Below are 26177 nucleotides of genomic sequence, written 5' to 3' on the forward strand. Positions count from 1 at the left end.
GTTGTCAGGCGGGCAGCGCGCCGGACTTCTTGGCCGTCCAAGTGGCGATGTAATCCATCAGGCCCGGATTGAGGCAGTCATAAGGCTCCAGCCCGATTGTCTTCAGCCGGGCCCGGATGCCGTCCATACGCTTGGGATCAACTCCGGATTCGATGATCGACGAGACGAAGGCGGTGAAGCCCGGTGGCGACCAGCCATCCTCCTCGAAGCGCTCGGGATGGATGAAGGACAGGCCCTTGAATGGATGGTCGCGCTCGACCGGCCCGTGCATGTGGACGCCGCAGCCGGTGCAGGCATGGCGCTGGATCAGCGCAGAGGGGTCGACCACTTTGAGCTTGTCGCCGTTCTCGGTGACGGTGACGTCGCCGGTGCCGGCAACCGCCACCACCGAGAACACCGCGCCGTCAGGCTTCCAGCATTTGGTGCAGCCGCAAGCATGGTTGTGGGCGATCTGGCCCTTGACCTTCACCTTGACCGGCTTGCTGGTGCAGGCGCAGACCAGCGTGCCGCCGGCAAAGCTCGCGCTTTCCCTTGGCAGCCCATTGTCGATTTTCGGATGCAGTTTCTCCGCCATTCCATTTCCTCCCATGTTTCACCACAGAGGTCGCTGGCCGATTGGCAGGCGGCATGTGGCCGTCTTCAGTAAACCACGACACTCCGGATCGACTTGCCCTCATGCATCAGGTCGAATCCCCTGTTGATGTCCTCTAGCTTCAGCGTATGGGTGATCATCGGGTCGATCTGGATCTTGCCGTCCATGTACCAGTCGACGATCTTGGGCACGTCGGTGCGGCCACGCGCGCCGCCGAAGGCGGTGCCCATCCAGCTGCGGCCGGTGACCAGCTGGAACGGTCTTGTCGAAATCTCCTGGCCAGCGCCGGCGACGCCGATGACGACGGACTTGCCCCAGCCGCGATGCGAAGCCTCCAGCGCCTGGCGCATCACCTTGGTGTTGCCGGTGCAGTCGAAGGTGTAGTCGGCGCCACCGATCTGGTCGGCGCCGCGCTTGGTCATGTTGACGAGGTGGGGAACGATGTCGCCCTCGATCTCCTTCGGATTGACGAAATGCGTCATGCCGAAGCGCTCGCCCCAGGCCTTCTTGTCGTTGTTCAAATCGACACCGATGATCATGTCGGCGCCGGCAAGTTTCAGGCCCTGGATGACGTTGAGGCCGATGCCGCCGAGGCCGAAGACCACTGATGTGGCCCCTTGTTCGACCTTGGCGGTGTTGATGACCGCACCGATGCCTGTGGTCACGCCACAGCCGATGTAGCAGATCTTGTCGAAGGGAGCGTCGGGGTTGACCTTGGCGACCGCGATCTCGGGCAGCACGGTGAAGTTGGAGAAGGTCGAGCAGCCCATATAGTGAAAGATCTTGTCCTTGCCGATCGAGAAGCGCGACGAGCCGTCGGGCATCAGGCCTTGCCCCTGGGTGGCGCGGATGGCGGTGCAAAGGTTTGTCTTGCGCGACAGGCAGGACGGGCACTGCCGGCATTCGGGCGTGTAGAGCGGGATGACATGGTCGCCCTTCTTGACAGAGGTAACGCCCTTGCCGACATCGACCACCACGCCGGCGCCTTCATGGCCGAGAATGGCCGGGAAAATGCCTTCGGGATCGGCGCCAGACAGCGTGAATTCGTCGGTGTGGCAGATGCCGGTCGCCTTGATCTCGACCAGCACCTCGCCATCGCGCGGTCCCTCGAGGTCGACCTCCATGATCTCCAGCGGCTTTCCGGCGGCGACAGCGACTGCGGCGCGGGTTTTCATCGGGCAATTCCTCCAAGGCGATTTTTGTGTCCAAGTTTTCAGGTTTTGGGCTGCTCATCAACTGTCAGATGAGACGAAATGTCGGCTTTGTTGACGCAGATAGCACACCATTCGACAACCGGTTCGGCAGAGAGCGCAATGGCGCGTCGCTGGCGCGGCTTTCATGTCGTCCATCGCGGTACTTGAGACATGGCGACATAGTCCATAGAACTGAACCGTTCGCCGGAGGGGAATTCTGCCCGCATGTTCACCAAGATCCTGATCGCCAACCGTGGCGAGATCGCCTGCCGCGTCATCAGGACGGCGCGCAAGATGGGCATTGCCACGGTCGCCGTCTATTCCGATGCCGATCGCGATGCCGTGCATGTCGAGATGGCCGACGAGGCGGTGCATATCGGGCCATCGCCGGCGGCGCAGAGCTATCTCGTGCCGGAAAAGATCATCGCCGCCTGCAAGGCGACCGGCGCTCAGGCGGTGCATCCGGGCTATGGCTTCCTGTCCGAGCGAGCCGTGTTCTGCGAAGCACTTGAAGCGGAAGGCATCATATTCATCGGCCCGAAACCCAAAGCCATCAAGGCGATGGGCGACAAGATCGAATCGAAGAAATTCGCCAACGCCGCCAAGGTTTCCACCGTGCCCGGCTGGCTCGGTGTCATCGAAAATGCCGACCATGCCGAAAAGATCGCCGGCGAGATCGGCTATCCCGTCATGATCAAAGCCTCGGCCGGCGGCGGCGGCAAGGGCATGCGCATCGCCTGGGACCAGACTGAAGTGCGCGACGGGTTCGATCGGGCACGCTCTGAAGCCAAGACTTCGTTTGGCGACGACCGGGTGTTCATCGAGAAATTCGTCGTCGATCCCCGCCATATCGAGATCCAGGTCCTGGCCGACGCGCATGGCAACGCGCTCTATCTCGGCGAGCGCGAATGCTCGATCCAGCGCCGCAACCAGAAGGTCGCCGAGGAGGCGCCATCGCCCTTCCTCGATGCCAAGACCAGGAAGGCCATGGGCGAACAGTCGGTGGCGCTGGCCAGGGCCGTCGACTACCAGAGCGCCGGCACCGTCGAGTTCATCGTCGACAAGGACAAGAACTTCTATTTCCTTGAAATGAATACACGATTGCAGGTCGAGCACCCCGTGACGGAACTCGTCACCGGCATCGATCTGGTCGAGCAGATGATCCGCGTCGCCGCTGGCGAAAAGCTGACCTTGAAGCAGGGCGACATCAAGCTGGACGGCTGGGCGGTGGAAAGCCGGCTCTACGCCGAGGATCCCTATCGTAATTTCCTGCCTTCGATCGGCCGGCTGACGCGCTACCGGCCGCCGGAGGAGGGGCAATTCGGCGACATCGTCATCCGCAACGACACAGGCGTCACGGAAGGCTCTGAGATTTCGATGTTCTACGATCCGATGCTCGCCAAGCTGTGCACCTGGGCGCCGACTCGGCTCGAGGCAATAGACGCCATGTCGGAAGCGCTCGACAGGTTTGTGGTCGACGGCATCGAGCACAACATCCCGTTCCTGGCGGCGCTGATGCAGCATCCGCGCTGGCGGGAAGGGGCGATATCGACGGGCTTCATCGCGGAGGAATATCCCGACGGTTTTGCCCCCATCGTGCCGAACAGCGAGGAAAAGGCCGTGCTGGCGTCGATCGCCACCGCGGTGGAACTGCTGCGCCGCGACCGTCTCGACCGGCTGGGCGGGCGGCTGGCGCCGCATTCGGGAGCGCTCAAGCGTGATTGGGTGGTCAAGATCGGCGAGGACTATCTCTCGGCGTCGATCCTCGAAGGCATGATTTCCATCCCGATGGAGATCGACCTGTCGATCGACGGCGGCAAGGCGCTGACCGTTGCATCTGACTGGCGGCCCGGCGACCTGATCTGGCGCGGCACGGTCGGCAAGCACAGGGTCGCCGCCCAGATCCGGCCTGTCGCCAATGGCCTGCGCATCGCCTGGAAAGGCATGTCGGTGACGGCGCGTGCCATGCTGCCGCGCACCGCCGAGCTTGAACGGCTGATGCCGGAAAAGGTGGCGCCGGACACGTCGAAACTGCTGCTCTGCCCGATGCCCGGGCTTGTCGTGTCGATCGCCGTTGCCGAGGGCCAGGAGGTCAAGGCCGGCGAAACCTTGGCCGTGGTGGAGGCCATGAAGATGGAAAACGTGCTGCGCGCCGAGCGCGATCTTGTCGTCTCGAAACTCAACGCCAAGCCGGGCGACAGCCTGGCTGTCGACGCGGTAATCATGGAATTCGCGTGAGCGGGCTGGAAGCCTGTGGTCAGTAGTCGTTTGTGCTGGACTGGTATCGCCCGGTCCCGGACAATACATTCTCATCGACTCAAAGACCTTCGGCAGCGCGAAAAACCATGGCGGACGACAGACTTCCACGCGACCCACTGAAGCGCGAAGCCGCGATTGCTGCCGCGCGGCCTGAAATACCGGCACGGCCGTTCGTCCATCTGCGCGTGCATTCGGCCTATTCGCTGTTGGAAGGCGCGCTGCAACTCGGCAAGATCGTCGGCCATGCCGTCAAGGACGAAGCGCCGGCCATCGCCGTCACCGATACCAACAATCTGTTCGGCGCGCTGGAGTTCGCGCAGAAGGCGGTGAAGGACGGCATCCAGCCGATCATCGGCTGCCAGATCGCTCTCGCCTTCTCCGGCGAAAACAGCGATGGCCAGCGTGATCGCCGTCGGCAAGGTCCCGACATGCGGCCGGTGGTGCTGATCGCGGCCACCGAAGCCGGCTATTCCAATCTCGTCCGGCTGGTCAGCCGCGTATACCTCGAAACACCGCCCGGTGAAGCGGTGCACCTGACCACCGAAATGATGGACGGCCAATGTGACGGCCTGATTTGCCTCAGTGGCGGGCCGCGCGGTCCGATCGGCATAGCCCTGAAGGAAGACCGCCGCGATCTCGCCGAGGCGCGCCTGCTCACGCTCAAGGCGATGTTCGGCGACCGCCTCTATGTCGAACTGGACCGGGTTTCGGGTTATGATCGCATGATCGAGAAATCCTCGATCGATCTCGCCTATTCCCATGAATTGCCGCTGGTCGCCACCAACGAGGCCTTCTTCTCGTCGCTCGACGAGTATGAGGCGCACGATGCGTTGATCGCCATCGCCGAAGGTTCGGTCGTCGCCGTCGACACCCGCCGCCGGCTATCGCCGGACAATTTTCTGCGCAGCCAGGCCGACATGGCGAAATTGTTCGCCGACCTGCCGGAAGCGATCGACAACACGGTCGAGATCGCGTTGCGCTGCTCCTACTATCCGAAAACCCGTAGCCCGATCCTGCCGCGTTTCACGGGCGGCGATGCCTCCGACAAGGACGCCGCCGAAAAGGCCGAGGCCGAGGAACTGGCCCGCCAGGCGCGCCAAGGGCTCGATGCCCGGCTTGCCCTGCACGGACCGACACCGGGCTACACGGTCGAGCAATATCGTGAGCGGCTCGAATTCGAGCTTGGCATCATCGAGAAGATGAAATTCCCCGGCTATTTCCTGATCGTCGCCGACTTCATCAAATGGGCCAAGGCACAAGGCATTCCGGTCGGGCCGGGGCGTGGTTCGGGTGCCGGTTCGCTGGTCGCCTATTCGACGACCATCACCGACATCGATCCGCTGCGTTTCTCACTGCTGTTCGAACGCTTCCTCAATCCGGACCGCGTGTCGATGCCCGATTTCGACATCGACTTCTGCCAGGATCGCCGCGAGGAGGTGATCCGCTACGTCCAGCAGAAATACGGCCGCGACCAGGTCGGCCAGATCATCACCTTCGGTACGCTGCAGGCGCGCGCGGTGCTGCGCGACGTCGGCCGTGTTCTGCAGATGCCCTATGGCCAGGTCGACAAGCTCTCAAAAATGGTACCTCAGAACCCTGCCAATCCGGTCAAGCTCGCCGATGCCATCGCCAACGAGCCACGCTTTGCCGAGGAGGCCGAGAAGGAGCCGATCGTCCAGACGCTGCTCGACATGGCGCAGAAGCTGGAAGGCCTCTACCGCCATGCCTCAACGCATGCCGCCGGCATCGTCATCGGCGACCGACCATTGTCGGAACTGGTGCCGATGTACCGCGATCCGCGCTCGGACATGCCTGTCACCCAGTTCAACATGAAATATGTCGAGCAGGCCGGGCTGGTGAAGTTCGACTTCCTCGGCCTGAAGACGCTGACGGTGCTGGAGACCGCCGTAAAGCTGATCCGTCGCCGCGGCATCGACATCGATCTCGCGACCATCCCGCTCGACGATCCCGAGACCTACGCGATGCTCTCGCGCGGCGAGGTGGTTGGCGTGTTCCAGGTGGAAAGCGCCGGCATGCGCAAGGCGCTGATCGGCATGCGGCCCGACTGCATCGAGGACATCATCGCGCTGGTCGCGCTCTACCGGCCGGGCCCGATGGAAAACATCCCGACCTACAACGCCAGAAAGCATGGCGAGGAGGAGATGGCCTCGATCCATCCCAAGATCGACCATCTGGTGAAGGAGACGCAAGGCGTCATCGTCTACCAGGAACAGGTGATGCAGATCGCGCAGGAGCTGTCCGGCTATTCGCTCGGCGAAGCCGACCTTCTGCGCCGCGCCATGGGCAAGAAGATCCGCGCCGAGATGGACAAGCAACGCGAGCGCTTTGTCTCCGGCGCGGTCGAGCGCGGCGTCGCCAAGCCGCAAGCCGACTTCATTTTCGACCTGCTGGCCAAGTTCGCCGACTATGGTTTCAACAAGTCGCACGCGGCCGCCTACGCTGTCGTCTCGTACCAGACCGCCTATCTCAAGGCGCATTATCCGGTCGAGTTCCTGGCAGCGTCGATGACGCTCGACATGGGCAACACCGACAAGCTCGCCGACTTTCGCCAGGATGCGCTGCGCCTCGGCATCGAGGTCCTGGCGCCGTCGGTGATGACCAGTTTTCGTGCCTTCGAGGTCGGCGAGAACCGCATCTATTACTCGATGGCTGCCCTCAAGGGCGTCGGCGACGCCGCGGTGGAGCACATCGTCGCCGTTCGCGGCGAAAAGCCGTTCAAGAGCCTGGCCGATTTCTGCGAGAGGGTCGACCCGAAGATCGTCGGCAAGCGGGTTTTCGAAAGCCTGATCATGGCCGGCGCGCTCGACTGCTTCGGCCACGATCGCGCCCAGATGTTGGCTGGCGTCGAGCGGATGATGGGGCTGGCGTCACTCGCCCAGCAGAACGCCGTTTCCGGCCAGGCCGATATTTTCGGCGCCTCGCTCGGCGCCCAGTCGCAGGCGCTCAACCTGCCGCCGACCGATCCGTGGCTCGCCGCCGACCGGCTGCACCGCGAATTCCAGGTCGTCGGCTTCTATCTCTCGGCGCATCCGCTCGACGAGTACAAGGCGGCGCTGCAGAAGATGCGGGTGCAGAACTGGGCGGAGTTCTCCGCTGCCGTCAAGCGCGGCGCTTCCGCAGGCAGGCTTGCCGGCACCGTTACCAGCAAGCAGGAGCGCAAGACGCGCACCGGCAACAAGATGGGCGTGGTGGCCTTTTCCGACACCTCCGGCCAGTACGAGGCCGTGTTGTTTTCAGAAGGATTGGCCCAGTACCGCGATCTCCTCGAAGCCGGCCGCTCCGTTGTCATCACCGTCGCGGCGGAAGACAGGCCCGAGGGTGTCAACCTGCGCATCAACTCCGTCCAATCGCTGGAAGACGAAGCAAGCCGCATCCAAAAGGCGCTGCGCATTTTCGTCCGGAACGATGGGCCTGCCTCGATGATCCAATCCCAGCTCACCCAGCGCGGTGAGAGCCAGGTGAGCATCATCGTGATCAAGGAAGAGGCGCAGGGCGAGGTCGAGATTGCCTTGCAGGGCGGCTATCGCGTCTCTCCGCAGATCGCCTCGGCGATGCGCGCCGTGCCGGGCGTGGTCGAAGTGGAACTGGTGTGATCTGCGCACTTGCCAGACGGCAATCCCAGGGAAGGCATCCGCTGCTCACGCTGTCGCGATCGGCATGACAGGCGCCGACAGCAAGGCACCGCAGGGTCTCTCCGTGACGGCACAGCTGCGCGACACGCTGCGCAGGCTCTATCATGGACGCTCGCCCGCCGCGTTCCGGTTCCAACTGATCGCTGTCATCATCGACCTCGCCATCATCGCCTTCTTCATCGCCACGCCGGTCATCCAGCAATCGGCCTCGTTTCTGTGGCTGGACTATGCCGTGGCGGCCCTCGTCGCCGCCGATCTGGGCGCCAGGCTGCTGGCCTCAAACGACATGCTGCGCCTGATGAAGCAGCCGACCTTCTGGGTGGATGCCTTCATCCTTCTGACGTTGCTGATGCCGACGGCGCTCGCAAATCTAGGCTTTCTGCGCATTCTGCGGCTGTGGTCGCTATCGCGCAGCGGTTCGATCTGGCGGCATTTCGAGATGCGCGGCCTGAGACCCTGGCGCGAGGCAAGCCACGCGGTCATCAATCTTTTGACCTTTCTCTTTGTCATCACGGGCTTCGTCTACACATTCTTCTTCCGCAACGGAGCCGGGCTGGAAAACTACATCGACGCGCTCTACTTCACCGTCGCGACCGTAACGACGACCGGCTTCGGCGACATCGTGCTGCCGGGCATCGCCGGCAAGCTGACGGCGATCGTCACCATGATCATCGGCATATCGCTGTTCGTCAGGCTGGCGCAGGCGATCTTTCGGCCGGCCAAGGTGTTCTTTCCATGCCCGCAGTGCGGGTTGCAGCGGCATGAACCGGACGCCGTGCACTGCAAGGCCTGCGGACACGTCCTCAACATACCGAACGAGGGCGACTGATCGGCGGCGGTTTTACGAAGCGGCCACTTCCGCCGGCCTTGCCGGTTTCCGCTGTAGATTGAGCAGGTTGCCCATCAGGATGAGCAGTGCGCCGCCGGCGGTGAAAGCGTCGATCTGTTCGCTGTAGAGCAGCCAGCCGATCAGCGCCGACAACGGCACGCGCAGGAAATCCATCGGCGAAATGACGGTGGCGTCGGCATAGCCAAGCGCGCGGGCCATGCAGAAGTGGGACGACATGCCGGTGAAGGCAATCAGCACGATCCACGGCCACAGTTGCAGTGGCGGGTTGCGCCACTCGTAAAGGGCTGGAACGAGGCCGACCACCGACTGGATGATCAGCATCCAGAAGATGATGCGTACGACGCTGTCCGTCCGCGTCAGCGATTTGACCATGACCACCGAGATGCCGAAGCAGACCGCGGCGCCGAGCACGACGAGATGGCCCGGATCGACCGAGCCCACACCGGGCCGAACGATGACCACCACGCCGATCAGGCCCAGCACGATCGCGGCAAGCTTTGGCCTGGACAGCCTTTCACCAAGAAAAGTCACCGCCAGGATAGCCGTCCAGATCGGTGTGGTGAATTCGATCGAAATCAGCACGGCCAGCGGAATCAAGGTCAAGGCGTAGAGCCATGCCGCCTGCCCGGTATAGTGGATGACGTTTCGGGCGAGATGGGCGAGGGGACGTTGCGTGCGCATCGCCGCAAACCCGCCGCTCGCAAACACCAGCGGCAAGAGGATAAAGAAGCCGATCACCGAGCGCAGTTCCAGCACCTGGAAGACGTTGAGTTCGGCCGTGGTGGCGCGGCCGGCGACAGACATCGCCAGGAACGACGTGATCGACAGCGCCATCCAGAACGCGGCCTTGGGGATCGAAGGGGTGGGTGCCATGTCCGCTATGTCGCAAGCCGGGGTTTTTGCCGCAACCACTAGCCGCCCCATTTGACTGGGCCAGAGACTTTGCGCGCTGCTGCAAAACAGTCTTGTCGGAACCTGACATGGCAAGGTGCGTTGAGTCGCTGGATCCCGCCTGAGCATCGCCGATTGCCCCTCCACCCAGTCACAAGGAGACCTTCGATGACATCACTCACGCGGTTTGCGCTTGCTGGATGCCTGCTCGTCGCGGCCACTGCCGCGCGTGCCGACGACAGCAAATTTCTCCAGTCCTTCCAGGGCAGTTTCGCCGGCAAGGGAACTGTTCAGGTGACGACGCAGGCGCCGACGGTCAGCGTTTCCTGCACATTCAAATCGGATGCGACATCGTCTTCGCTGTCGCTCGACGGCAACTGCCGCGGCCTGATCCTGGTGACACGCGCCATCAGCGCCCGTCTGAAGACCAGCGGCGCCAAATACAGCGGCGTCTATGTGGGATCGCGCACCGGACCGGCGCAGCTGAACGGAAATCGTTCTGGCAATGCCATCAACCTCGCCATCCGCTGGGCCGAGGAGGTCAATGGCGACCGCACCGCGCAGCTTACCGTACAGAAAAACGGGGCGGACGGCATTGTTTTGACCGTGGTCGACCGTGATCCCAAGACCGGAAAGAGCGTCGTGACCAGCCGCATCGACCTTCGACGCAGCTGATCTGGTTCAATCCTCAAGCGGCTCCGGCGGATGGGCGTCGCGGCCCTTGCCGAAGGTGTAGCCGGTTTGCACCGCCTTGCGCCCGAATTTGTCGCGCAACGCATCGATGGCGCCTTCGGCCATAGCGCGCTTGCGCGACTGGACATCGACCAGATCCGGTGGGTCGGCCTTGCCGTCATCCGAAAGGTCGCTGACGCCGATGCCAAGCAATCGAAATTTTGTCCCGTCCGTCTCCTTGCGAAGAAGCTCCACGCCGGTCGAAAAGATGCGGTCCGCGAGCCGGGTCGGGTCGCCAAGCTGACGGTTGCGCGTGCGCAGCTTGAAATCCTGGGTCTTCAGCTTCAGCACCACGGTGCGACCCGCAATGCCTGACTTCTTCAGCCGCGCCGAGACTTTTTCAGAAAGGCCCCTCAGCACCGAGGTCAGCTCGTCCAGCGAGGCGATGTCGGTGTCGAAAGTGGTTTCGGCCGATACGCTCTTGGCATCCTGGTCGGGGTCGACGCGGCGGACATCCTCACCGCGCGAAAGCCGGTAGAGCCGTTCGCCCATCACCCCGTAGCGACGCATCAGGTCGCTACGCTCCATCTTCTGGAGCTGACCGATGGTGCGGATGCCATCCTGTTCCAGCGTGGCGTTGAACGCCTTGCCGACGCCCCAGATCATGGTCACCGGCTGCGTTGCCAGGAAGCCGACCGCCTCGGCCTCGCCAATTACCGAAAAGCCGCGCGGCTTGCGGAAGTCCGATGCAATCTTGGCGAGGAACTTGCAATAGGACAGGCCGGCCGACACGGTGATGCCGATTTCCTTCTCCACGGCCAGCGCGAAGCGCGCCAGCACCACCGCCGGCGGCAGGCCGTGCAGCCGCTCGGTGCCGGCGAGATCGAGGAACGCCTCATCGATCGACAGCGGCTCGACCAACGGCGTCAACGCCTGCATCATGGCGCGCACCTCGTGGCCGACACGCACATATTTTTCCATGTTGGGTGCGATCACCACCGCCTCGGGGCAGGCCTCGAGCGCCTTGAACATCGGCATGGCGGAACGCACGCCGCGAATGCGCGCTATATAGCAGGCGGTGGAGACGACCCCGCGTTTGCCGCCGCCGATGATCAGCGGCTTGTCCTTGAGCGCGGGATTGTCGCGCTTTTCGATCGCCGCGTAGAAGGCATCGCAATCGATATGGGCGAGGTGCAGCCGGTAAAGCTCGGGATGGCGGGCAAGGCGAGGGCTGCCGCAGCGTTCGCAGCGGCGCGTTTCGCCACGCTGAAACGTCAGGCAGTCACGACAAAAACCGTGATCGGGATTGTTGACAGGAGCCGCCATCACTGCGAACATAAAGAGAACAAATGCAATGGTACGACAGCGCAGGGCCAGCGACAAGCCTGGCCTGGGGAGAACGCATGAGCACGACCATAGTGCCGCTGGCGCCAGAGCTCTGGCCTGATTTCGAGGACCTTTTCGGCAAGCAGGGCGCCTGCTACGGCTGCTGGTGCACGCATTTCCGGCTGGCGCCGGCGGCGCGGCGCGAGAGCAGCCGCGAACGCAACAAGGATCACATCAAGGCGCGCATCGAGGCCGGCCCGCCGCCCGGGCTGCTGGCCTTCGAGGACGGCAAGGCGGTTGGCTGGATGCAGATCGGGCCACGCGCCGACGTGCCCGAATGGAACAACAAGGGCAGGGGTTCGGCGCCGATCGAACCCGCCGACGCCTCCGATCCGGCCGTTTGGGCGATCTCCTGCTTTTTCATCCGCGCCAAGGCCCGTGGCAGAGGCATTACGCACCGCCTCGTCGAAGGCGGCATCGATTTCGCCCGCAGGAACGGGGCACGGCTTGTCGATGCCTGTCCGATCGACCTGTCCCGCGATTCGCGTTCGATCGGCCTGTTCGTCGGCTCATCCGGGGTGTTCGAGAAGGCCGGGTTCGAGAGGCTCGTGGAGCGCAAGGCCGGTCGGCCGCTGATGCGGCTGACGTTGAAGCCGATTGCCTGACTGTCATCGTCTTGCAGTCGGGATGGTATTTCCCTACCAGAGATGCGAAACGATTTTTGCCTTCGACCGAACGGAGAATTCCCGTGAACCCTATGTTGCCAATTGCGTTTACCGCGCTTCTGCTCAGCGCACCTGCTTTCGGTCAGACCGTCGACAGCCAGGGCGCCAAGCAATTGTCCGATGACCTGTCGCGCTATGTCGGCAAACAGGCGCTCGACAAGGGTATCCTGAAGGTTTCGGCCGAAGGCGACGCCTACAAGATCGTGTTTGATTTCAAGGCGCTTGCCGCGACCTTCCCCGACCAGAAGATGGTGAAATTCGACTTTGCGCCCTACGCCCTGCTGGTCAAGCCGCGCAGCGACGGGTCCTGGGATGTCTCGATGGACTTTTCGCAGAGCGCCTCATTCGAGTTCAACGGTCCCGAGGGAAAGCAGAGCACGCGGTTTTCGATCAAGGACGGCAAGGGCAGCGGCGTCTACGACCCCAAGCTGGCGGCGTTCAGCAGCGCCACCAGTTCGATTGCCGGGATGACGATGTCGTCGCAGGACGCCAAGCAGCAGATGGATGCGAGCGCCGGTGCCGGCACCGCGACCCTGTCCGCGGCCAAGGCAGCCAATGGCGGCGTCGATTTCACGACGTCGCAAAAGATTGCGAACTTCGTCGAAACGATAAAATTCAATGATCCCGAGAGCGGGTTGAATTTTCCCGTTACCGTGAAGTCGCCGGAATTGTCGGTGGAGGCCAGCGGCAAGGGCGTCGAGACCAAGCCACTGCTCGATCTCCTGGCGTTTGCCGTGGCCAATGAGGACGAGAAGACGCTGAAGGCAAACCAGGCGCAGCTCAAGTCGCTTCTGCTTGCCGCGCTTCCGGTGTGGGAGCGTATCGACGGAACCTATGGCTTCAAGGATTTCGCCGTCGACAGCCCGATCGGCACGTTCGGGGCGACCCAGCTCGGCATAGCGTTCGGCTCCGACGGCGTCGCCCAGAATGGCAAGATCAGCTATGGCATCAAGGCTTCGGGACTGACCGTGCCGCAGCAGCTCTTGCCAAGCTGGAGCGTGGCACTGCTGCCCACCGATATCGACCTGAACTTCGGCGGCGCCAGCATCGATCTCGACAGCATGGCGAAGAAGGCGATCGAAGCCTTTGATCTCAATCAGGATCCGCCGCTGCCGGCCGAGTTCGGCGACCAGCTCAAGGCCGACTTCCTGGCCAAGACGCCGAAGGTGGTCATCGGCCACAGCACCGTGAAGAACAAGGACATGGAGATCGCGCTCGAAGGCGAGATGACGACCTTCGGCCAGAAGCCCGATGCAAATCTCACTGTCGACGTCGCCGGCTTCGACAAGATCATGGAGCATCTGCAGGAAGCGGCGAAGGCGGAGCCGGAGGTCGGGCAGTACGTGCCTGTCGCTCTCATGGCAAAGGGTTTTGCCAAGACGCTGCCGGACGGCAAGCTGGAATGGGCTATCAACACCAAGGCCGACGGTTCGGTCACTGTCAACGGCGTCATGCTGAAGCCCGCCGATCCGGCGGTGGATGACAGTGTCGATGATGGTGGCGGCGCGGACGATGAGAGCGGCGATGACAATGGCGGTGGCGCTAACGGCGGTAGCGCTAACGAAGGCAGCAATAGCGGCGGCACCGATAATGGCGGGGCAGGGGCCAAGCTGAACCCTTGAGGGGGTAGCCCTCCAGCAATTCCCCCCGGAATTGCGTCAAAGCGCCTGTAGTCCCAGAGCGCTCGCGATCTTCGGCGCGGCTTCGTGCCAGTCCTGGACGACGATGACATCGTCCGAGACCGGGGGCAGGAACGCGCGCAGCGAATTGTCGGCCATCAGGTGGAAGAGATTTGCATCGGCGATCGATTCCCGCACCGACGCCAGATTGTGTGGCTGGTCGTCGACGAAGACCACGGGCCGCCCGGTCTTGCCGCGCAGCCTGGCCACCGCCGGGCCCTTGGCCATCTCGGTGGTCAGCAGCGGATAGGCTAGTCCCAGCGCATCGAGATGGGCGCGGCGCGCGGCGCGATGCCTGTGCGGCATGGCCGTCAGCAATATGATTTCCGCGCGACCTCCAAGCCCCGTCAAGGCCGCCGCGGCGCCATCGGTGATGCTTTGCCAATCAGCTTGCGCGTCGAAGAAATCGCCCAGGAGTGCCGTGACTTCGGATTGTTCGATCAGCCGGCCGCTGGCCGTTTCGGCAATGTTGCCGGTCAGCCGGAAGGAAGCCAGTGTCAGGCCATAGCCGCGTGCCTTGAGGAAATGCGGAAACGGGCGGATGAATTCGAGCACCACATCGTCGACGTCGAGCACCAGCAGCGGACGGTCGTCGGCCGCCAGTTCCTCGATCTGGCGCGCGGTTTCGGGATCGTCGCTCATGTGGAACGCTCGTGACTGTCATCGCCGAGCGGCAAGGCGCGCAACGCCTTGCCAACGGCAGCCGGCGGGGTGCCGGTTTCCTCGGCAAAACGCATCAAGGTCGGCTCGTGGGCGAGAATGAACTGCAGGACGCCGGCCAGGAAACCCGGCTCGCCGGCCGCCCGGCGGATCGAATGCGCCTCTATTCCCGTGATCGCCAGAAAACGCGGTAGAAGCTCGGGATCGGCGGCAACGAAGCCCAATGCCTTCACGGCAATGTTTTCCGCCTCTTCGCGCATTGACGCTGCGTTTGCCATCACTACCTTCGGTGTGTGGAATGAGTCTCTCCCGCAGTAATGGCAAGAGTTGCTTGCGGCAAGCCATTAGAGTGTGGCGCGCCTATTGGACGCGCAGGGAGTCGAGGCGGAATTCGTGCTGCTTTGCAGGCCGCGGGTTTCCGTTTCGTCAATCATATTGCCGTATAGTGAAGCAGGGTTTGGTGCGTTCAAGGAAAGAGCGCATGACGGTCACCTCCGGGCGGAGGACGGTCGGGACGGGATGTCGATGCCTAAGAAGGTCATGATCGTCGAGGACAACGAGCTCAATATGAAGCTCTTTCGGGACCTCATCGAAGCAAGCGGCTACGAGACGGTGCGCACCCGCAACGGTCTCGAGGCGCTCGACCTGGCGCGCCAGCACCGGCCGGACCTTATCCTGATGGATATCCAACTGCCCGAAGTGTCGGGGCTGGAAGTGACCAAATGGCTGAAGGAGGACGATGATTTGCACGTTATCCCGGTCATTGCCGTGACTGCCTTCGCGATGAAAGGCGATGAGGAGCGCATCCGCCAGGGCGGCTGCGAGGCCTATATTTCGAAGCCGATCTCGGTGCCGCGCTTCATCGAAACCATCAAATCCTATCTGGGCGATGCCTGATGTGCCCTTCCAGCCGAGCCGGAGCCTTGTGAAATGACCGCGCGGATCCTCGTCGTCGACGACATCCCTGCCAATGTGAGGCTGCTGGAAGTCCGGCTGCTGGCCGAATATTTCGAGGTGCTGACCGCCACCAACGGGCCCGACGCGATCGAGACCTGCGAGAACGGCAAGGTCGATGTCGTGCTGCTCGACGTGATGATGCCCGATATGGACGGGTTCGAGGTCTGCCGGCGGCTGAAGAGCGATCCGGCGACGTCGCACATTCCGGTGGTGATGATCACCGCGCTCGACCAGGTCTCAGACCGCGTGCGCGGGCTGGAGGCTGGTGCCGACGATTTCCTGACCAAACCGGTCAACGACCTGCAACTGATGACGCGCGTCAAGAGCCTGGTCCGCCTGAAGTCGCTGACCGACGAGCTTCGGCTACGCGCCTCGACCACACGCAACATAGGCATCGAGGAACTTTTGAGCCGCAATTTCGCGTCCGAGGACACGACGCCGAAAGTACTTTTGATCGATGAGCGCAAATCGTCGGTCGAGCGCATCCAGAAGATGTTGCGCGACCGTGCCGATCTCGACGTCACCGGTGATCCGCATGCCGGGTTCTTCCAGGCCGCCGAAACGCCCTATGAATGCGTGATGATCTCGACCGCCTTCGCCGATTTCGATCCGCTCAGGCTCTGCTCGCAACTGCGCTCGCTCGACCGCACCCGTTTCGTGCCGATCATCCTTTTGGCGGAGGAGGGCGAGGAGGAGCGCCTCATCCGAGGGCTCGAACTCGGCATCAACGACTATCTGATGCGGCCGATCGACCAGCAGGAACTGACGGCGCGGCTGCGCACCCAGGTGCGCCGCAAGCGCTACAACGACCAATTGCGCGCCAGCGTCACCCAGACCATCGAAATGGCTGTGACCGACGGCCTGACCGGGCTGCACAACCGCCGCTATCTCGACAGCCATCTGCAGACGCTGTTCGACCGCGCCGTGGCGCGGCGCCGGCCACTGTCGGTGATGATCACCGATCTCGACCGCTTCAAGTCCATCAATGACGCGTACGGCCATGATGGCGGCGACGACGTGCTGCGCGAATTCGCGCGGCGGCTGCGCAAGAACGTCAGGGGTATCGACCTTGCGTGCCGGTTCGGCGGCGAGGAGTTCGTGGTGGTGATGCCGGACACCGACGGCACCGTTGCCGAGAAGGTGGCCGAGCGCATCCGTGCCGAAATCGCCCAGAAGCCTTTCGCCATCGGCGCCGACGGCAAGACGATCGAGGTCACCGTCAGCGTTGGCGTGTCATCGGTGCTGAAGGGCGTGGATACGGCGGCCGCGCTGATGAAGCGCGCCGATCTCGCGCTCTACGAAGCCAAGAGCGGCGGCCGCAACCGCGTCGTTGCCAAGGCGGCCTGACGGTCCGGGCCCGATTATCCGGTCAACCCAACAGGGTTACCCATTTACCTTAATCCAAGCGATTCGCGAGCCTTGGTTAAGAAACTGTTGATTTTCATAAGCTCTTGCGCAAATGTGCAGGCCAAGACGAAGCCGGCACGAGGGTAGACAGCCGGCTCGGTCCCTCAGGAATACCCCATGATGCTCAGGTCCGCCGCATCTCCTGGGTCCGTGGGGTCGGCCGGCCGGCGCTGGCACATAGTGGCCTCCTCGTACCGCTGCCAAACGCCGACCGGCCCCCTCTTGTCCGACATGACATCAGGATTCCGCGCCAAGCCCCGGAAGTGCCGGGGCTTTTTTGTGTGCGGCAGGATCTGAAGAACGCTTTCCTGGGTTCTAACGGCACCTCGCGCGCTATCGCTTCGCAACGCGCGACCTTTTCACTGCCGTATGCAGAGGGGAAGGCGAGAGGCTACCCCCTCCATTTCATACATATGGCGTACAAGGGGCTTGCGGCAAGACCTGGCTGTTCCCGTAAAACCACGACCCAAGTTAACCGAAACGGGAGTGGCGAATGCCGGAATTGTTGCCAAGAGGCCAAGTAGGTCGGGACCGTGCAGTGGTGATCGCCGGAGGCGGTCCGACCGGGTTGATGCTGGGTGGCGAACTCGCATTGGCGGGCGTCGATGTGGCCATTGTCGAGCGGCGGCCCAACCAGGAACTCATCGGCTCGCGAGCGGGTGGCCTGCACGCACGCACCATCGAGGTACTCGACCAGCGTGGAATTGCCGACCGGTTCTTATCACAGGGACAGCTATCGCCGTCCGTGGGCTTCCACATGATCCGGTTGGACATCAGCGATTTTCCCACGCGGCACAATTATCTGCTGGCGCTGCGGCAAAACCATATCGAGCGGCTGTTGGCCGACTGGATCAGCCAGTTGGGGGTGCCGATCTATCGCGGACAGGACGTCACGGGCCTCGCACAGGATGACGATGGCGTCGACGTCGAACTGTCCGGTGGTCGGTGCCTGAGAGCGCAATATCTCGTCGGCTGCGACGGAGGACGCAGCATCATCCGCAAGGCGGCGGGCATCGCGTTCGACGGGTGGGATCCGACGATGAGCTGGATGATCGCCGACGTCGAGATGTCTGAGGAACCTGCATGGGGCTTTCGCAGCGACGCCTACGGTATTCATGCGATAGGCAAGATTGAAGAAAGCGACCGCGTGGGTGTGGTGTTGACCGAGAGGCATCTGACCATTGGCGGCGAACCTACGCTGCGCGATCTCAGCGAGGCGCTTGTCGCGGTTTACGGCACCGATTACGGGGTCCACAATCCGACCTGGATTTCCCGGTTCACCGACATGACACGCCAGGCCGCGTCTTACCGCAACAAACGTATTCTGCTCGCCGGCGATGCTGCGCACATCCATCCCCCAATGGGCGGACAGGGCCTCAATATCGGCGTGCAGGACGCGGTGAACCTGGGATGGAAGCTGGCCCAGGTGGTCAAGGCGACGTCCCCTGAAAGCCTGCTCGACAGCTACCATGCCGAACGCCATCCGGTTGCCGCCCGCGTGCTGCGCAATGCGATGGCGCAGGTCGCGCTTCGTCGCAGGGACGACCGCACCAAGGCTCTGGGCGACACGTTTGCCGAACTGCTCGCCATGGACGGGCCACGCAAACGAATCGCCGCCGAGATGTCCGGCCTGGGTGTCCACTACGACCTCGGGGAAGGGCACGCGCTGCTTGGGCGGCGAATGCCCGACCTCGATCTGCTCACCGCCAACGGGCCGTTGCGGCTGTTTACCTTGCTGCACGACGCGCGGCCGGTGCTCCTCCATTTCGGTGAACCAGGCAGACTGGACAGTGCGCCTTCGGCCGGCCGGATCCGGCAGATCGACGCCAGGTATGCCGGTGCCTGGGAGCTTCCCGTACTCGGAACGGTCGCTGCGCCCGACGCGGTTTTGATCCGGCCCGATGGATATGTGGCCTGGGTAGGAGTTGGGACTCCACAGGGATTGGCCGATGCGCTGACCAGATGGTTCGGACCGGCTGCCGCAGCCGGGTGTCCTTCCGAACGCAGCGCGTCACACTCTTCCACGGACTGAAGGCTGGCTTCCACAGGCTGAAGGCGGCTGCCTCCTGACAAGCGATTGACAGGAGGCTCCATCTATGCAGAAATTGGTTGGACCATTGGACCACTTGGAGGAAGTGTGGACCAGAACAGCCTGCCACCCATTCAGACGACGGCGCGCGACGACGCCGTGCTGAAGGCATTGGTGGGCTTCGTCCGCGCCGAGGCCTTGCAGCCTGGTGAGCGACTGCCGACCGAGCGCATCCTGGCCGAACGGCTCAAGGTCAGCCGCAACACGGTGCGCGAGGCGCTGACGCGGTGGGAGGGATTGGGCCTGGTCGAGCGCCGGCAAGGCAGCGGCACCTATCTCAAGGCGGCCGTATCGCCCGATATGCTGCATCTGCCGCTGACGCTGGCGGGCGGCAATGATTTCACCAGCCTGATGCAGACGCTGGAAATCCGCCGCGCACTGGAAGCGGAAGCGGCGGCACTGTGCGCCGAGCGGGCAAGCCCCGCCGACATTGCCGAGATCGAACGCAAGCTCGATATCATGGAGCAGGCGTTTCGCACCCTAGACGGCATGTCATCGGAAGAGGACTGGGAATTCCACCAGGCGATCTACCGGGTCTCCGGCAATCCGCTGTTCGAACAGATCATCGCGGCCATGCACGAACTGTTCCACCGTTTCTGGGAACATCCACTCGGCGTGCGCGATTTCGGCCATGCCAGCTTTCCCTATCACCGCACCATCTACGAGTGCATCGCCGCGCGTGATCCGCAAGGCGCCCGCGGCGAGGCGCTGAAGCTCATCGCCACTGTCGAGGACGACCTGAAGCGCGGTGCGGCCAAACTCAAACTTTCGGACCTGAGATGAACGAGCACCCAGCCGGTTTCGATCAAGACTATCTCGCCGAGGCGGCGACGCTTTTGGCGCATGATGAACCGTTCCCCGGCGGCGCCGTCGTGCCGCCTATCTACCAGACGTCGCTGTTCACCTTCGCCAATTACGCCGAAATGGCCGATACCTTTGCCGGCAAGCGAAAGCAGCCGATCTATTCGCGCGGCGACAATCCGACGGTCATGGAGTTCGAGGCGCGTGTCGCGGCGCTCGAAGGCGCCGAGGCCGCGCGCGGCTTTTCAAGCGGCATGGCAGCGATCAGCGCCACCGTGCTTGCCTTCGTCGGGGCGGGCGAGCGCATCGTCGCGGTGCGCAATTGCTATGGCGATGCCTACCGGCTGTTCGAGCGGCTCCTGCCGCGGCTCAACATCAAGGTCGATTATGTCGACGGCTCGGACCCGGATGCGGTGGCGGCGGCATTGCCCGGCGCAAAGCTGCTTTATCTGGAAAGCCCGACCTCGATGATGTTCGAGCTTCAGGACCTGCCGCATCTGACCCGGCTGGCCAAGGAGCAGGGCATCATCACCACCATCGACAATTCCTGGGCGACGCCGGTGTTCCAGAAGCCGATCTCGCACGGCGTCGATCTCGTGCTGCACTCGGCCTCGAAATATCTCGGCGGCCACAGCGACACCGTTGCCGGCGTGGTGGCGGGCTCGGCCGCCCACATCAAACACATCAACGAGCAGACCTATTCCTATCTCGGCGGCAAGCTGTCGCCGTTCGAGGCCTGGCTCTTGCTGCGCGGCCTGCGCACGCTGCCGCTGCGCCTGCCGCACCACATGAAGAGCGGGCTCGCCATCGCCGAACGGCTGAAGGCGCATGGCAATGTCGAGCGGGTCAACCACCCCGTCTATTCGAACCATCCGGGCAAGGCGACGCTTGCCGGCTATGGCGGGTTGTTCTCGTTCGAAGTTACCGAGGATATCGACATTCCCGTCTTCGTCGACGCGTTGAAATATTTCCGCATCGGCGTCAGCTGGGGTGGGCATGAGAGCCTGGTCGTGCCGGCCAAGGCGTCGCTGGAGCAGACGCCGGGACTGAATTCGATGGCGCGCTTCGGCGTCAGCCCCCGAACCATCCGCTTCAATGTCGGATTGGAAAGTGTCGAGGATCTTTGGCCGGATGTCGCCCAGGCCTTCGAAAAAGCCAGAAAATAACAAGCGGGTTCAAAATGGGAGTCTTGAACATGAAAAAACTGACCGTCATGCTTGCCACCGTCGCGGGGCTGGCAATTTCCGCCGGGGGCGCGCTCGCCGATTCGACCCTGAAAATGGTCGAGGTCATCACCAGCCCGCCGCGCACGGAGTTCCTGAAAAAGCAGATTGCCGAGTTCGAGGCGGCCAATCCGGGCGTCAAGGTCGAGCTGGTCTCGCTGCCCTGGGGGCAGGCGTTTGAAAAATTCCTGACCATGGTGCAGGCCGGCGATACGCCCGATGTGGTCGAGATGCCGGAACGCTGGATGGGGCTTTACGCCAACAACGCTCAGCTCGAGGATCTCGGCCCCTATATGGCCAAGTGGGACGACGCCAAGACGCTCGGCGACCGCGCCAAGCAGTTCGGCTCGACGGTCAACAACACCCAGTTCATGATCCCCTACGGCTACTATGTGAACGCGCTGTTCTGGAACAAGAAGCTGTTCAAGCAAGCCGGCCTCGACGGTCCGCCGGCGACGCTTGACGAATTCGTCGCCGATTCCAAGAAAATCTCGGCCATTCCCGGCAAATACGGCTACTGCCTGCGCGGCGGGCCGGGCGCCTTCAACGGCATGCACATGTTCATGAACATCGCCGCCGGCAAGGGTGGCTATTTCAACGAGGACGGCACCTCGACCATCAACGACGAAGGCTCGGTCAAGGGCCTGCAGATGCTGGCCGACATGTACAAGAACGGCCTGGCGCCGAAGGATGCCGTGAGCTGGGGTTTCAACGAAACGGTGACCGGCTTCTATTCCGGCACTTGCGCCATGCTCAACCAGGATCCGGACGCGCTGCTCGGCATCGCCGACAAGATGAGCGCCGACGACTTTGCCGTGGCGCCGATGCCGACCGGGCCGAGCGGCAAGTCCTATCCGACGCTGGGCTATGCCGGCTGGGCGATGTTCGCCAACTCGCAGCACAAGGATGATGCCTGGAAGTTGATGGCGACGCTGCTCTCGCCGAAGGACAATCTGGAATGGGCCAAGGAAGTCGGCGTCATCCCGATCCACAAGGGCGCCGACCAGGACGCCCACTTCAAGACCGAGCAGTTCAAGGGCTGGTTCACCGAGCTCAGCGACGGCGCCAAATATGAGATGGTGACGCCGCCGACGCACCTCGAAAACCTTGGCAACTTCGTCGACCAGGTGGCGATCAAGAACTTCCAGGAAGTGCTGCTTGGCCAGAAGACGGCCAAGGACGTCGCCGACCAGTGGGCTGCCTTCCTGACCAAGGAGCAGCAGGACTGGCTGGCGAAGAACAAGAAGTAAGCGCAGGCTTTTCCTTCTCCCCGTTCACGGGGAGAAGGTGGCCCGACAGGGCCAGATGAGGGGCAGCGCTGAGTTCTCAGAAGCTGGCGCCGCCCGTGATCTGCCTGCCGGCATCTTCTCCCCGTTGAACGGGGAGAAGGACGCTTGTCGCCAACGCCGCGCTCCCAAAGGACGTTCCACAGCCAATGACCTATGCCGTGTCCGAAATACGATCTGTCGGCAAGCCGCGACGTAAGTGGCTCACACACGCTGCCATCGAGCCCTGGCTCTATCTCAGCCCGGCGATCATCCTGCTGGTCGTGGTGCTGCTCGTGCCGCTGGTCATCGGCATCAGCTATTCCTTCCGCAAGTTCTCCGCCTTCAAGTCGGAATATGTCGGGCTCGGGCAGTATCAGGCGATGTTTTCGGACCAGGTGCTGGGGCAGGCGCTGGTCAACACGCTGTGGTGGACGGTCGCCAGCCTGTTCTTCCAATTCTTCCTCGGCCTTGGCCTGGCGCTGCTGCTCGACAAGCCGTTCCCAGGCCGCAAGGCGGTGCAGGCGCTGGTCTTCCTGCCCTGGGCGGTGCCGTCCTTCCTGTCGGGCCTGACCTGGGCCTGGCTGTTCAACCCGATCATCGGTCCGCTGCCGCACTGGCTGTTCGCCTTGGGGCTGAAAGCCGAGCCGACCAACGTGCTTTCCGATCCGGCCACCGCCATGTGGGGGCCGATCGTCGCCAATGTCTGGTTCGGCATTCCGTTCTTCGCCATCACGCTGCTGGCGGCGCTGAAGTCGATTCCCTCGGAGCTGCATGAGGCAGCGGCGATCGACGGCGCTTCGCCCTGGCAACGCTTCACCAAGGTGACGCTGCCGTTCCTGGCGCCGACCATAGCCATCACGGTGATGCTGCGCACGATCTGGATCGCCACCTTCGCCGACCTGATCTTCGTCATGACCGAGGGCGGGCCGGCCGGCTCGACCAACACGGTGCCGGTCTACATCTATGTCAGCGCCTTCAAGTCGCTGGACAAGGGCTATGCCTCGGCTGTGGCCGTGCTGCTGCTCGTCCTGCTTATCGCCTATGCGATTGCGCTGATCGCCATCCGCCGCTCGCTTGTGAGGCACGTCTGATGATCGCGGGACGCTCTGCTTCACAACGGTTTTTCGGCGGCGTCGGTCTCTACGCGGCAATCGCGGCCTATGTGGTCTTCGCACTGTTCCCGATCTACTGGACGCTGAAGATCTCGGTCACGCCGGAGCGGCTTCTCTATTCCGAAGGCATCACCTTCTGGCCGTCGCACATGACGCTACAGAACTTCATCACCGTGCTCGAAGCCACCGATTTCCCGCGCTATTTCCTCAACAGCGTCATCGTCTCGGTGTCGACGGCTGCCCTGGTGACGGTGATCGCCACTCTTGCCGGCTACGCCATGTCGCGCTTCACCTTTCGCGGCAAGGCGGCGCTGGCGCTGATGCTGCTTTTGACCCAGACCTTTCCGCTGGTGATGGTCATTCCGCCGATCTACCGCGTGATGGGCCAGATCGGCCTGATCAACAGTCTGACCGGGCTGATCATCATCTACACCGCCTTCAACACTGCCTTCGCCACCTTCCTGATGCAGTCCTTCTTCGACGGCATCCCGAAGGACCTCGAAGAGGCGGCGATGATCGACGGCTGCACGCGTGCGCAGGCAATGCGCCGGGTGATCGTGCCGCTGACCCTGCCAGGCATGGGCGCGACACTGGGCTTCGTCTTCACCGCGGCATGGAGCGAGCTTCTGTTCGCGCTGATGCTGATTTCCAGCGACGACCAGAAGACCTTCGCCGTCGGCCTGCTCACCTTCATCGGCAAGTTTGCCGTCGACTGGGGGCAGATGATGGCGGCGTCGATCCTGGCGCTGATCCCGGTCTGCATCTTCTTCGCCTTCCTGCAACGCTATCTCGTCACCGGCCTGACCGCCGGCGCCGTCAAAGGATGATCGATGGCCTCTGTCACGCTCGAAAAGGTTCGCAAGGATTACGGCGCCGTGCGCGTCCTGCATGCGGTCGATCTCGAGATCGCCGACGGCGAGTTCGTCGTGCTGGTCGGACCGTCCGGCTGCGGCAAGTCCACGCTTTTGCGCATGATCGCCGGGCTGGAGGAGGCCTCCGGCGGCGAAATCCGCATCGGCGAGCGGCTGGTCAACGATGTCGCGCCGAAGGATCGCGACATCGCCATGGTGTTCCAGTCCTATGCGCTCTATCCGCATATGGACGTATCGAAGAACATGGGCTTCAGCCTGATGTTGCGAAAGGCCGAGAAGCCGGCGATCGATGCTCGCGTCGATGGTGCTGCCAAGCGGCTGGGGCTGGATACGTTCCTGCAACGCCTGCCCAGGCAATTGTCAGGTGGCCAGCGGCAGCGTGTCGCCATGGGCCGCGCCATCGTGCGCGATCCCAAGGTTTTTCTCTTCGACGAGCCGCTGTCGAACCTCGACGCCAAGCTGCGCGTCCACATGCGCGCCGAGATCAAGGCCCTGCACCAGCAATTGAAGACCACTTCGGTCTACGTCACCCACGACCAGATCGAGGCGATGACCATGGCCGACCGCATCGTCGTCATGCATGACGGGCTGATCCAGCAGGTCGGCGCGCCGCTCGATCTCTATGACCGGCCGGCCAACATGTTCGTCGCCGGCTTCATCGGCTCGCCGGGCATGAATTTCCTGCCGGCGGTGGTGGAGAAGGGCGGCAAGATGGACGCCGTATTGTCCGATGGCCAGAAGCTTCGGCTGCCGGACGGATTGCCGCTCGGGGATGGCGACGTCATCACCGTCGGCCTGCGGCCCGAGCATATAAGGCTGGCCGATGACGGTGCGCTGCAAGGCGAAGTCGGTGTGGTGGAGCCGCTCGGCCTGTCGACGCAGTTCTATCTCAAGCTGGCCGGCCAGCAACTTTGCGTCTTTGCCATGGGCCGCGCGGGCGTGAAACCCGGCGACGTCGTGCGGCTGGCGGCCGATCCGGCGTCGCTGCATCTGTTTGACAGGGAAAGCGGCGACCGTATCGGCTGAATGAATTCAGCCGGGCTGAGCGCACCCAGCCGTAGCCTTCCGCCTTGCAAACAAAAACGCCGCCCATCGGGCGGCGTTTTTGCATTCCAGAGGGAAAACCCAGATTACTTGATCTTGGTTTCCTTGAATTCGACGTGCTTCTTGGCGACCGGGTCGTACTTGCGGAACGACAGCTTGTCGGTCTTGGTACGGCTGTTCTTGCTGGTGACGTAGAAGAAACCGGTGTCGGCGGTCGACAGAAGCTTGATCTTGATGTTTGCGGCTTTGGCCATGATCTCAGTCCGTTATGTTCGTGGAGTTTTGGCCGCTGGAGCACGGGGAAAACACCCGGACGCGGGAAACTTGGCGCGACACATAAAGAACGTGCCTGGAAAGTCAAGCCCGGCGGACCCGATGTGGCCCGCTCAAGCTGCCCGGTATGCATAAATCAGACGGTTTGCGCCTCTGATACCGCGACCTTCTTCCAGTCTCCGGTCGTGTTCCACCAGCGATTCGGATTGGCGCGGTCGTCCAGCCCCTTGGAGCGGCTGGCAAGGATCGGCTGGATGCGGATCACCGGCTCCTGATAGGAATGGGCCTGGAAAATCGCCTCGACGACGCGGGCCGCCAGCGCCTGGTCGTCGGGTAATTCGAAGGAAACCTCGACCGTGCCCGGACGGCGGCGCAATTCGGTTTCGGCGCCGGCCGCTGCCCCTTCAAGCGGCCTGTAGCGCTCGATGCCGTGCGCCGACTGATAGGCATTGCGGTCATGCTTGCCCATGGCAAGCGGTGCGATCGCCACAACCGCGTCCATGATGCGGTCGACGTCGGCAGCCGGAGCCTGGAAGCTGACGAGCAGCAGGAGGGTCATTCGCAGCGAAGTGGTTTCAAAGCCGCTGTCGATCATCGGAGTGTCCTCGGTTCAGGTGTTTTAGGACACCCT

At 62.9% G+C, this 26177-nt stretch carries 23 protein-coding genes; 15 read left to right on the plus strand and 8 right to left on the minus strand.

Annotation, left to right across the window (positions count from 1 at the left end; translation table 11 throughout):
* Positions 1–4 precede the first annotated feature (4 nt).
* Positions 5–574, minus strand: a complete 570-nt coding sequence (gfa, locus tag EN845_RS24870; protein ID WP_127872609.1) for an S-(hydroxymethyl)glutathione synthase — start codon at positions 572–574, stop codon at positions 5–7.
* A 65-nt stretch (positions 575–639) separates the two neighbouring features.
* On the minus strand, positions 640–1767 hold the full coding sequence (locus EN845_RS24875) for an S-(hydroxymethyl)glutathione dehydrogenase/class III alcohol dehydrogenase (protein ID WP_127872608.1): 1128 nt from the start codon (positions 1765–1767) through the stop codon (positions 640–642).
* Positions 1768–2010: 243 nt separating this feature from the next.
* On the opposite strand from EN845_RS24875, the gene EN845_RS24880 reads away from it, so the two are divergent.
* The 3 genes from EN845_RS24880 (at position 2011) to EN845_RS24890 (ending at position 8526) form a co-directional block, all read left to right on the plus strand.
* Positions 2011–4023 (plus strand): acetyl/propionyl/methylcrotonyl-CoA carboxylase subunit alpha, encoded by a 2013-nt coding sequence (locus EN845_RS24880; protein WP_127872607.1) that lies wholly within the window; start codon positions 2011–2013, stop codon positions 4021–4023.
* Positions 4024–4130: 107 nt separating this feature from the next.
* A complete protein-coding gene (gene dnaE / locus EN845_RS24885; RefSeq protein WP_127872606.1) occupies positions 4131–7658 on the plus strand; it encodes a DNA polymerase III subunit alpha in 3528 nt (1175 codons plus the stop codon).
* Between the two features lie 64 nt (positions 7659–7722).
* A complete protein-coding gene (locus EN845_RS24890; protein WP_127872605.1) occupies positions 7723–8526 on the plus strand; it encodes a potassium channel family protein in 804 nt (267 codons plus the stop codon).
* A gap of 12 nt (positions 8527–8538) precedes the next feature.
* Here the strand turns inward: EN845_RS24890 and EN845_RS24895 are convergent, their stop codons facing one another.
* Positions 8539–9420: a DMT family transporter gene (locus EN845_RS24895; protein ID WP_127872604.1), complete on the minus strand. Its 882-nt coding sequence runs from the start codon at positions 9418–9420 to the stop codon at positions 8539–8541.
* A gap of 186 nt (positions 9421–9606) precedes the next feature.
* On the opposite strand from EN845_RS24895, the gene EN845_RS24900 reads away from it, so the two are divergent.
* Positions 9607–10113 carry a hypothetical protein gene (locus tag EN845_RS24900; protein WP_127872603.1) on the plus strand — a complete coding sequence of 169 codons (507 nt, stop codon included), beginning with the start codon at positions 9607–9609 and terminating at the stop codon, positions 10111–10113.
* 6 nt (positions 10114–10119) lie between these two features.
* On the opposite strand, the gene EN845_RS24905 is transcribed toward EN845_RS24900, so the two are convergent.
* Complete coding sequence (locus tag EN845_RS24905) at positions 10120–11448, minus strand: DNA polymerase IV (RefSeq protein WP_127872602.1); 1329 nt, start codon at positions 11446–11448, stop codon at positions 10120–10122.
* Positions 11449–11513: 65 nt separating this feature from the next.
* On the opposite strand from EN845_RS24905, the gene EN845_RS24910 reads away from it, so the two are divergent.
* Together EN845_RS24910 and EN845_RS24915 are read left to right on the plus strand one after the other, a co-directional pair.
* On the plus strand, positions 11514–12101 hold the full coding sequence (locus EN845_RS24910; protein ID WP_127872601.1) for a GNAT family N-acetyltransferase: 588 nt from the start codon (positions 11514–11516) through the stop codon (positions 12099–12101).
* A 92-nt stretch (positions 12102–12193) separates the two neighbouring features.
* Entirely contained in the window at positions 12194–13783 is a 1590-nt protein-coding gene (locus EN845_RS24915; RefSeq protein WP_127872723.1) for a hypothetical protein, read from the plus strand.
* A gap of 36 nt (positions 13784–13819) precedes the next feature.
* Here the strand turns inward: EN845_RS24915 and EN845_RS24920 are convergent, their stop codons facing one another.
* Positions 13820–14482: a hypothetical protein gene (locus EN845_RS24920; RefSeq protein ID WP_127872600.1), complete on the minus strand. Its 663-nt coding sequence runs from the start codon at positions 14480–14482 to the stop codon at positions 13820–13822.
* Positions 14479–14778, minus strand: a complete 300-nt coding sequence (locus tag EN845_RS24925; protein ID WP_127872599.1) for a DUF3572 domain-containing protein — start codon at positions 14776–14778, stop codon at positions 14479–14481. The genes EN845_RS24920 and EN845_RS24925 overlap by 4 nt, the downstream gene beginning before the upstream one ends.
* Before the next feature lie 247 nt (positions 14779–15025).
* Between EN845_RS24925 and EN845_RS24930 the strand changes: the two genes are divergently transcribed.
* The 9 genes from EN845_RS24930 to ugpC all read left to right on the plus strand — a co-directional run bounded on the left by EN845_RS24930 (position 15026) and on the right by ugpC (position 25255).
* Positions 15026–15397, plus strand: a complete 372-nt coding sequence (locus EN845_RS24930) for a response regulator (protein ID WP_006334976.1) — start codon at positions 15026–15028, stop codon at positions 15395–15397.
* A 33-nt stretch (positions 15398–15430) separates the two neighbouring features.
* Positions 15431–16804, plus strand: coding sequence for a PleD family two-component system response regulator (locus tag EN845_RS24935; protein ID WP_127872598.1), 1374 nt, complete (start codon positions 15431–15433; stop codon positions 16802–16804).
* A 553-nt stretch (positions 16805–17357) separates the two neighbouring features.
* Positions 17358–18896: an FAD-dependent monooxygenase gene (locus EN845_RS24945; protein ID WP_127278637.1), complete on the plus strand. Its 1539-nt coding sequence runs from the start codon at positions 17358–17360 to the stop codon at positions 18894–18896.
* A 105-nt stretch (positions 18897–19001) separates the two neighbouring features.
* Positions 19002–19736, plus strand: a complete 735-nt coding sequence (locus tag EN845_RS24950) for a FadR/GntR family transcriptional regulator (protein ID WP_127872597.1) — start codon at positions 19002–19004, stop codon at positions 19734–19736.
* Positions 19733–20920, plus strand: coding sequence for a PLP-dependent transferase (locus EN845_RS24955; protein WP_127872596.1), 1188 nt, complete (start codon positions 19733–19735; stop codon positions 20918–20920). Before EN845_RS24950 ends, EN845_RS24955 begins: the two co-directional genes overlap by 4 nt.
* 29 nt (positions 20921–20949) lie before the next feature.
* Complete coding sequence (locus EN845_RS24960) at positions 20950–22227, plus strand: sugar ABC transporter substrate-binding protein (RefSeq protein WP_127872595.1); 1278 nt, start codon at positions 20950–20952, stop codon at positions 22225–22227.
* A gap of 185 nt (positions 22228–22412) precedes the next feature.
* Entirely contained in the window at positions 22413–23336 is a 924-nt protein-coding gene (locus EN845_RS24965; RefSeq protein ID WP_127872594.1) for a sugar ABC transporter permease, read from the plus strand.
* Positions 23336–24184: a carbohydrate ABC transporter permease gene (locus EN845_RS24970; RefSeq protein WP_127872593.1), complete on the plus strand. Its 849-nt coding sequence runs from the start codon at positions 23336–23338 to the stop codon at positions 24182–24184. Before EN845_RS24965 ends, EN845_RS24970 begins: the two co-directional genes overlap by 1 nt.
* 3 nt (positions 24185–24187) lie before the next feature.
* Entirely contained in the window at positions 24188–25255 is a 1068-nt protein-coding gene (ugpC, locus tag EN845_RS24975) for a sn-glycerol-3-phosphate ABC transporter ATP-binding protein UgpC (RefSeq protein ID WP_127872592.1), read from the plus strand.
* A gap of 104 nt (positions 25256–25359) precedes the next feature.
* Here ugpC and rpmG read toward each other — a convergent pair whose 3' ends face one another.
* A complete protein-coding gene (rpmG, locus tag EN845_RS24980) occupies positions 25360–25527 on the minus strand; it encodes a 50S ribosomal protein L33 (RefSeq protein WP_006201775.1) in 168 nt (55 codons plus the stop codon).
* A gap of 155 nt (positions 25528–25682) precedes the next feature.
* Positions 25683–26141: a hypothetical protein gene (locus EN845_RS24985; RefSeq protein WP_127872591.1), complete on the minus strand. Its 459-nt coding sequence runs from the start codon at positions 26139–26141 to the stop codon at positions 25683–25685.
* Positions 26142–26177: the final 36 nt, after the last annotated feature.

Origin of the sequence: Mesorhizobium sp. M8A.F.Ca.ET.202.01.1.1 (assembly GCF_004791595.1) — a bacterium.
GTDB lineage: Bacteria > Pseudomonadota > Alphaproteobacteria > Rhizobiales > Rhizobiaceae > Mesorhizobium.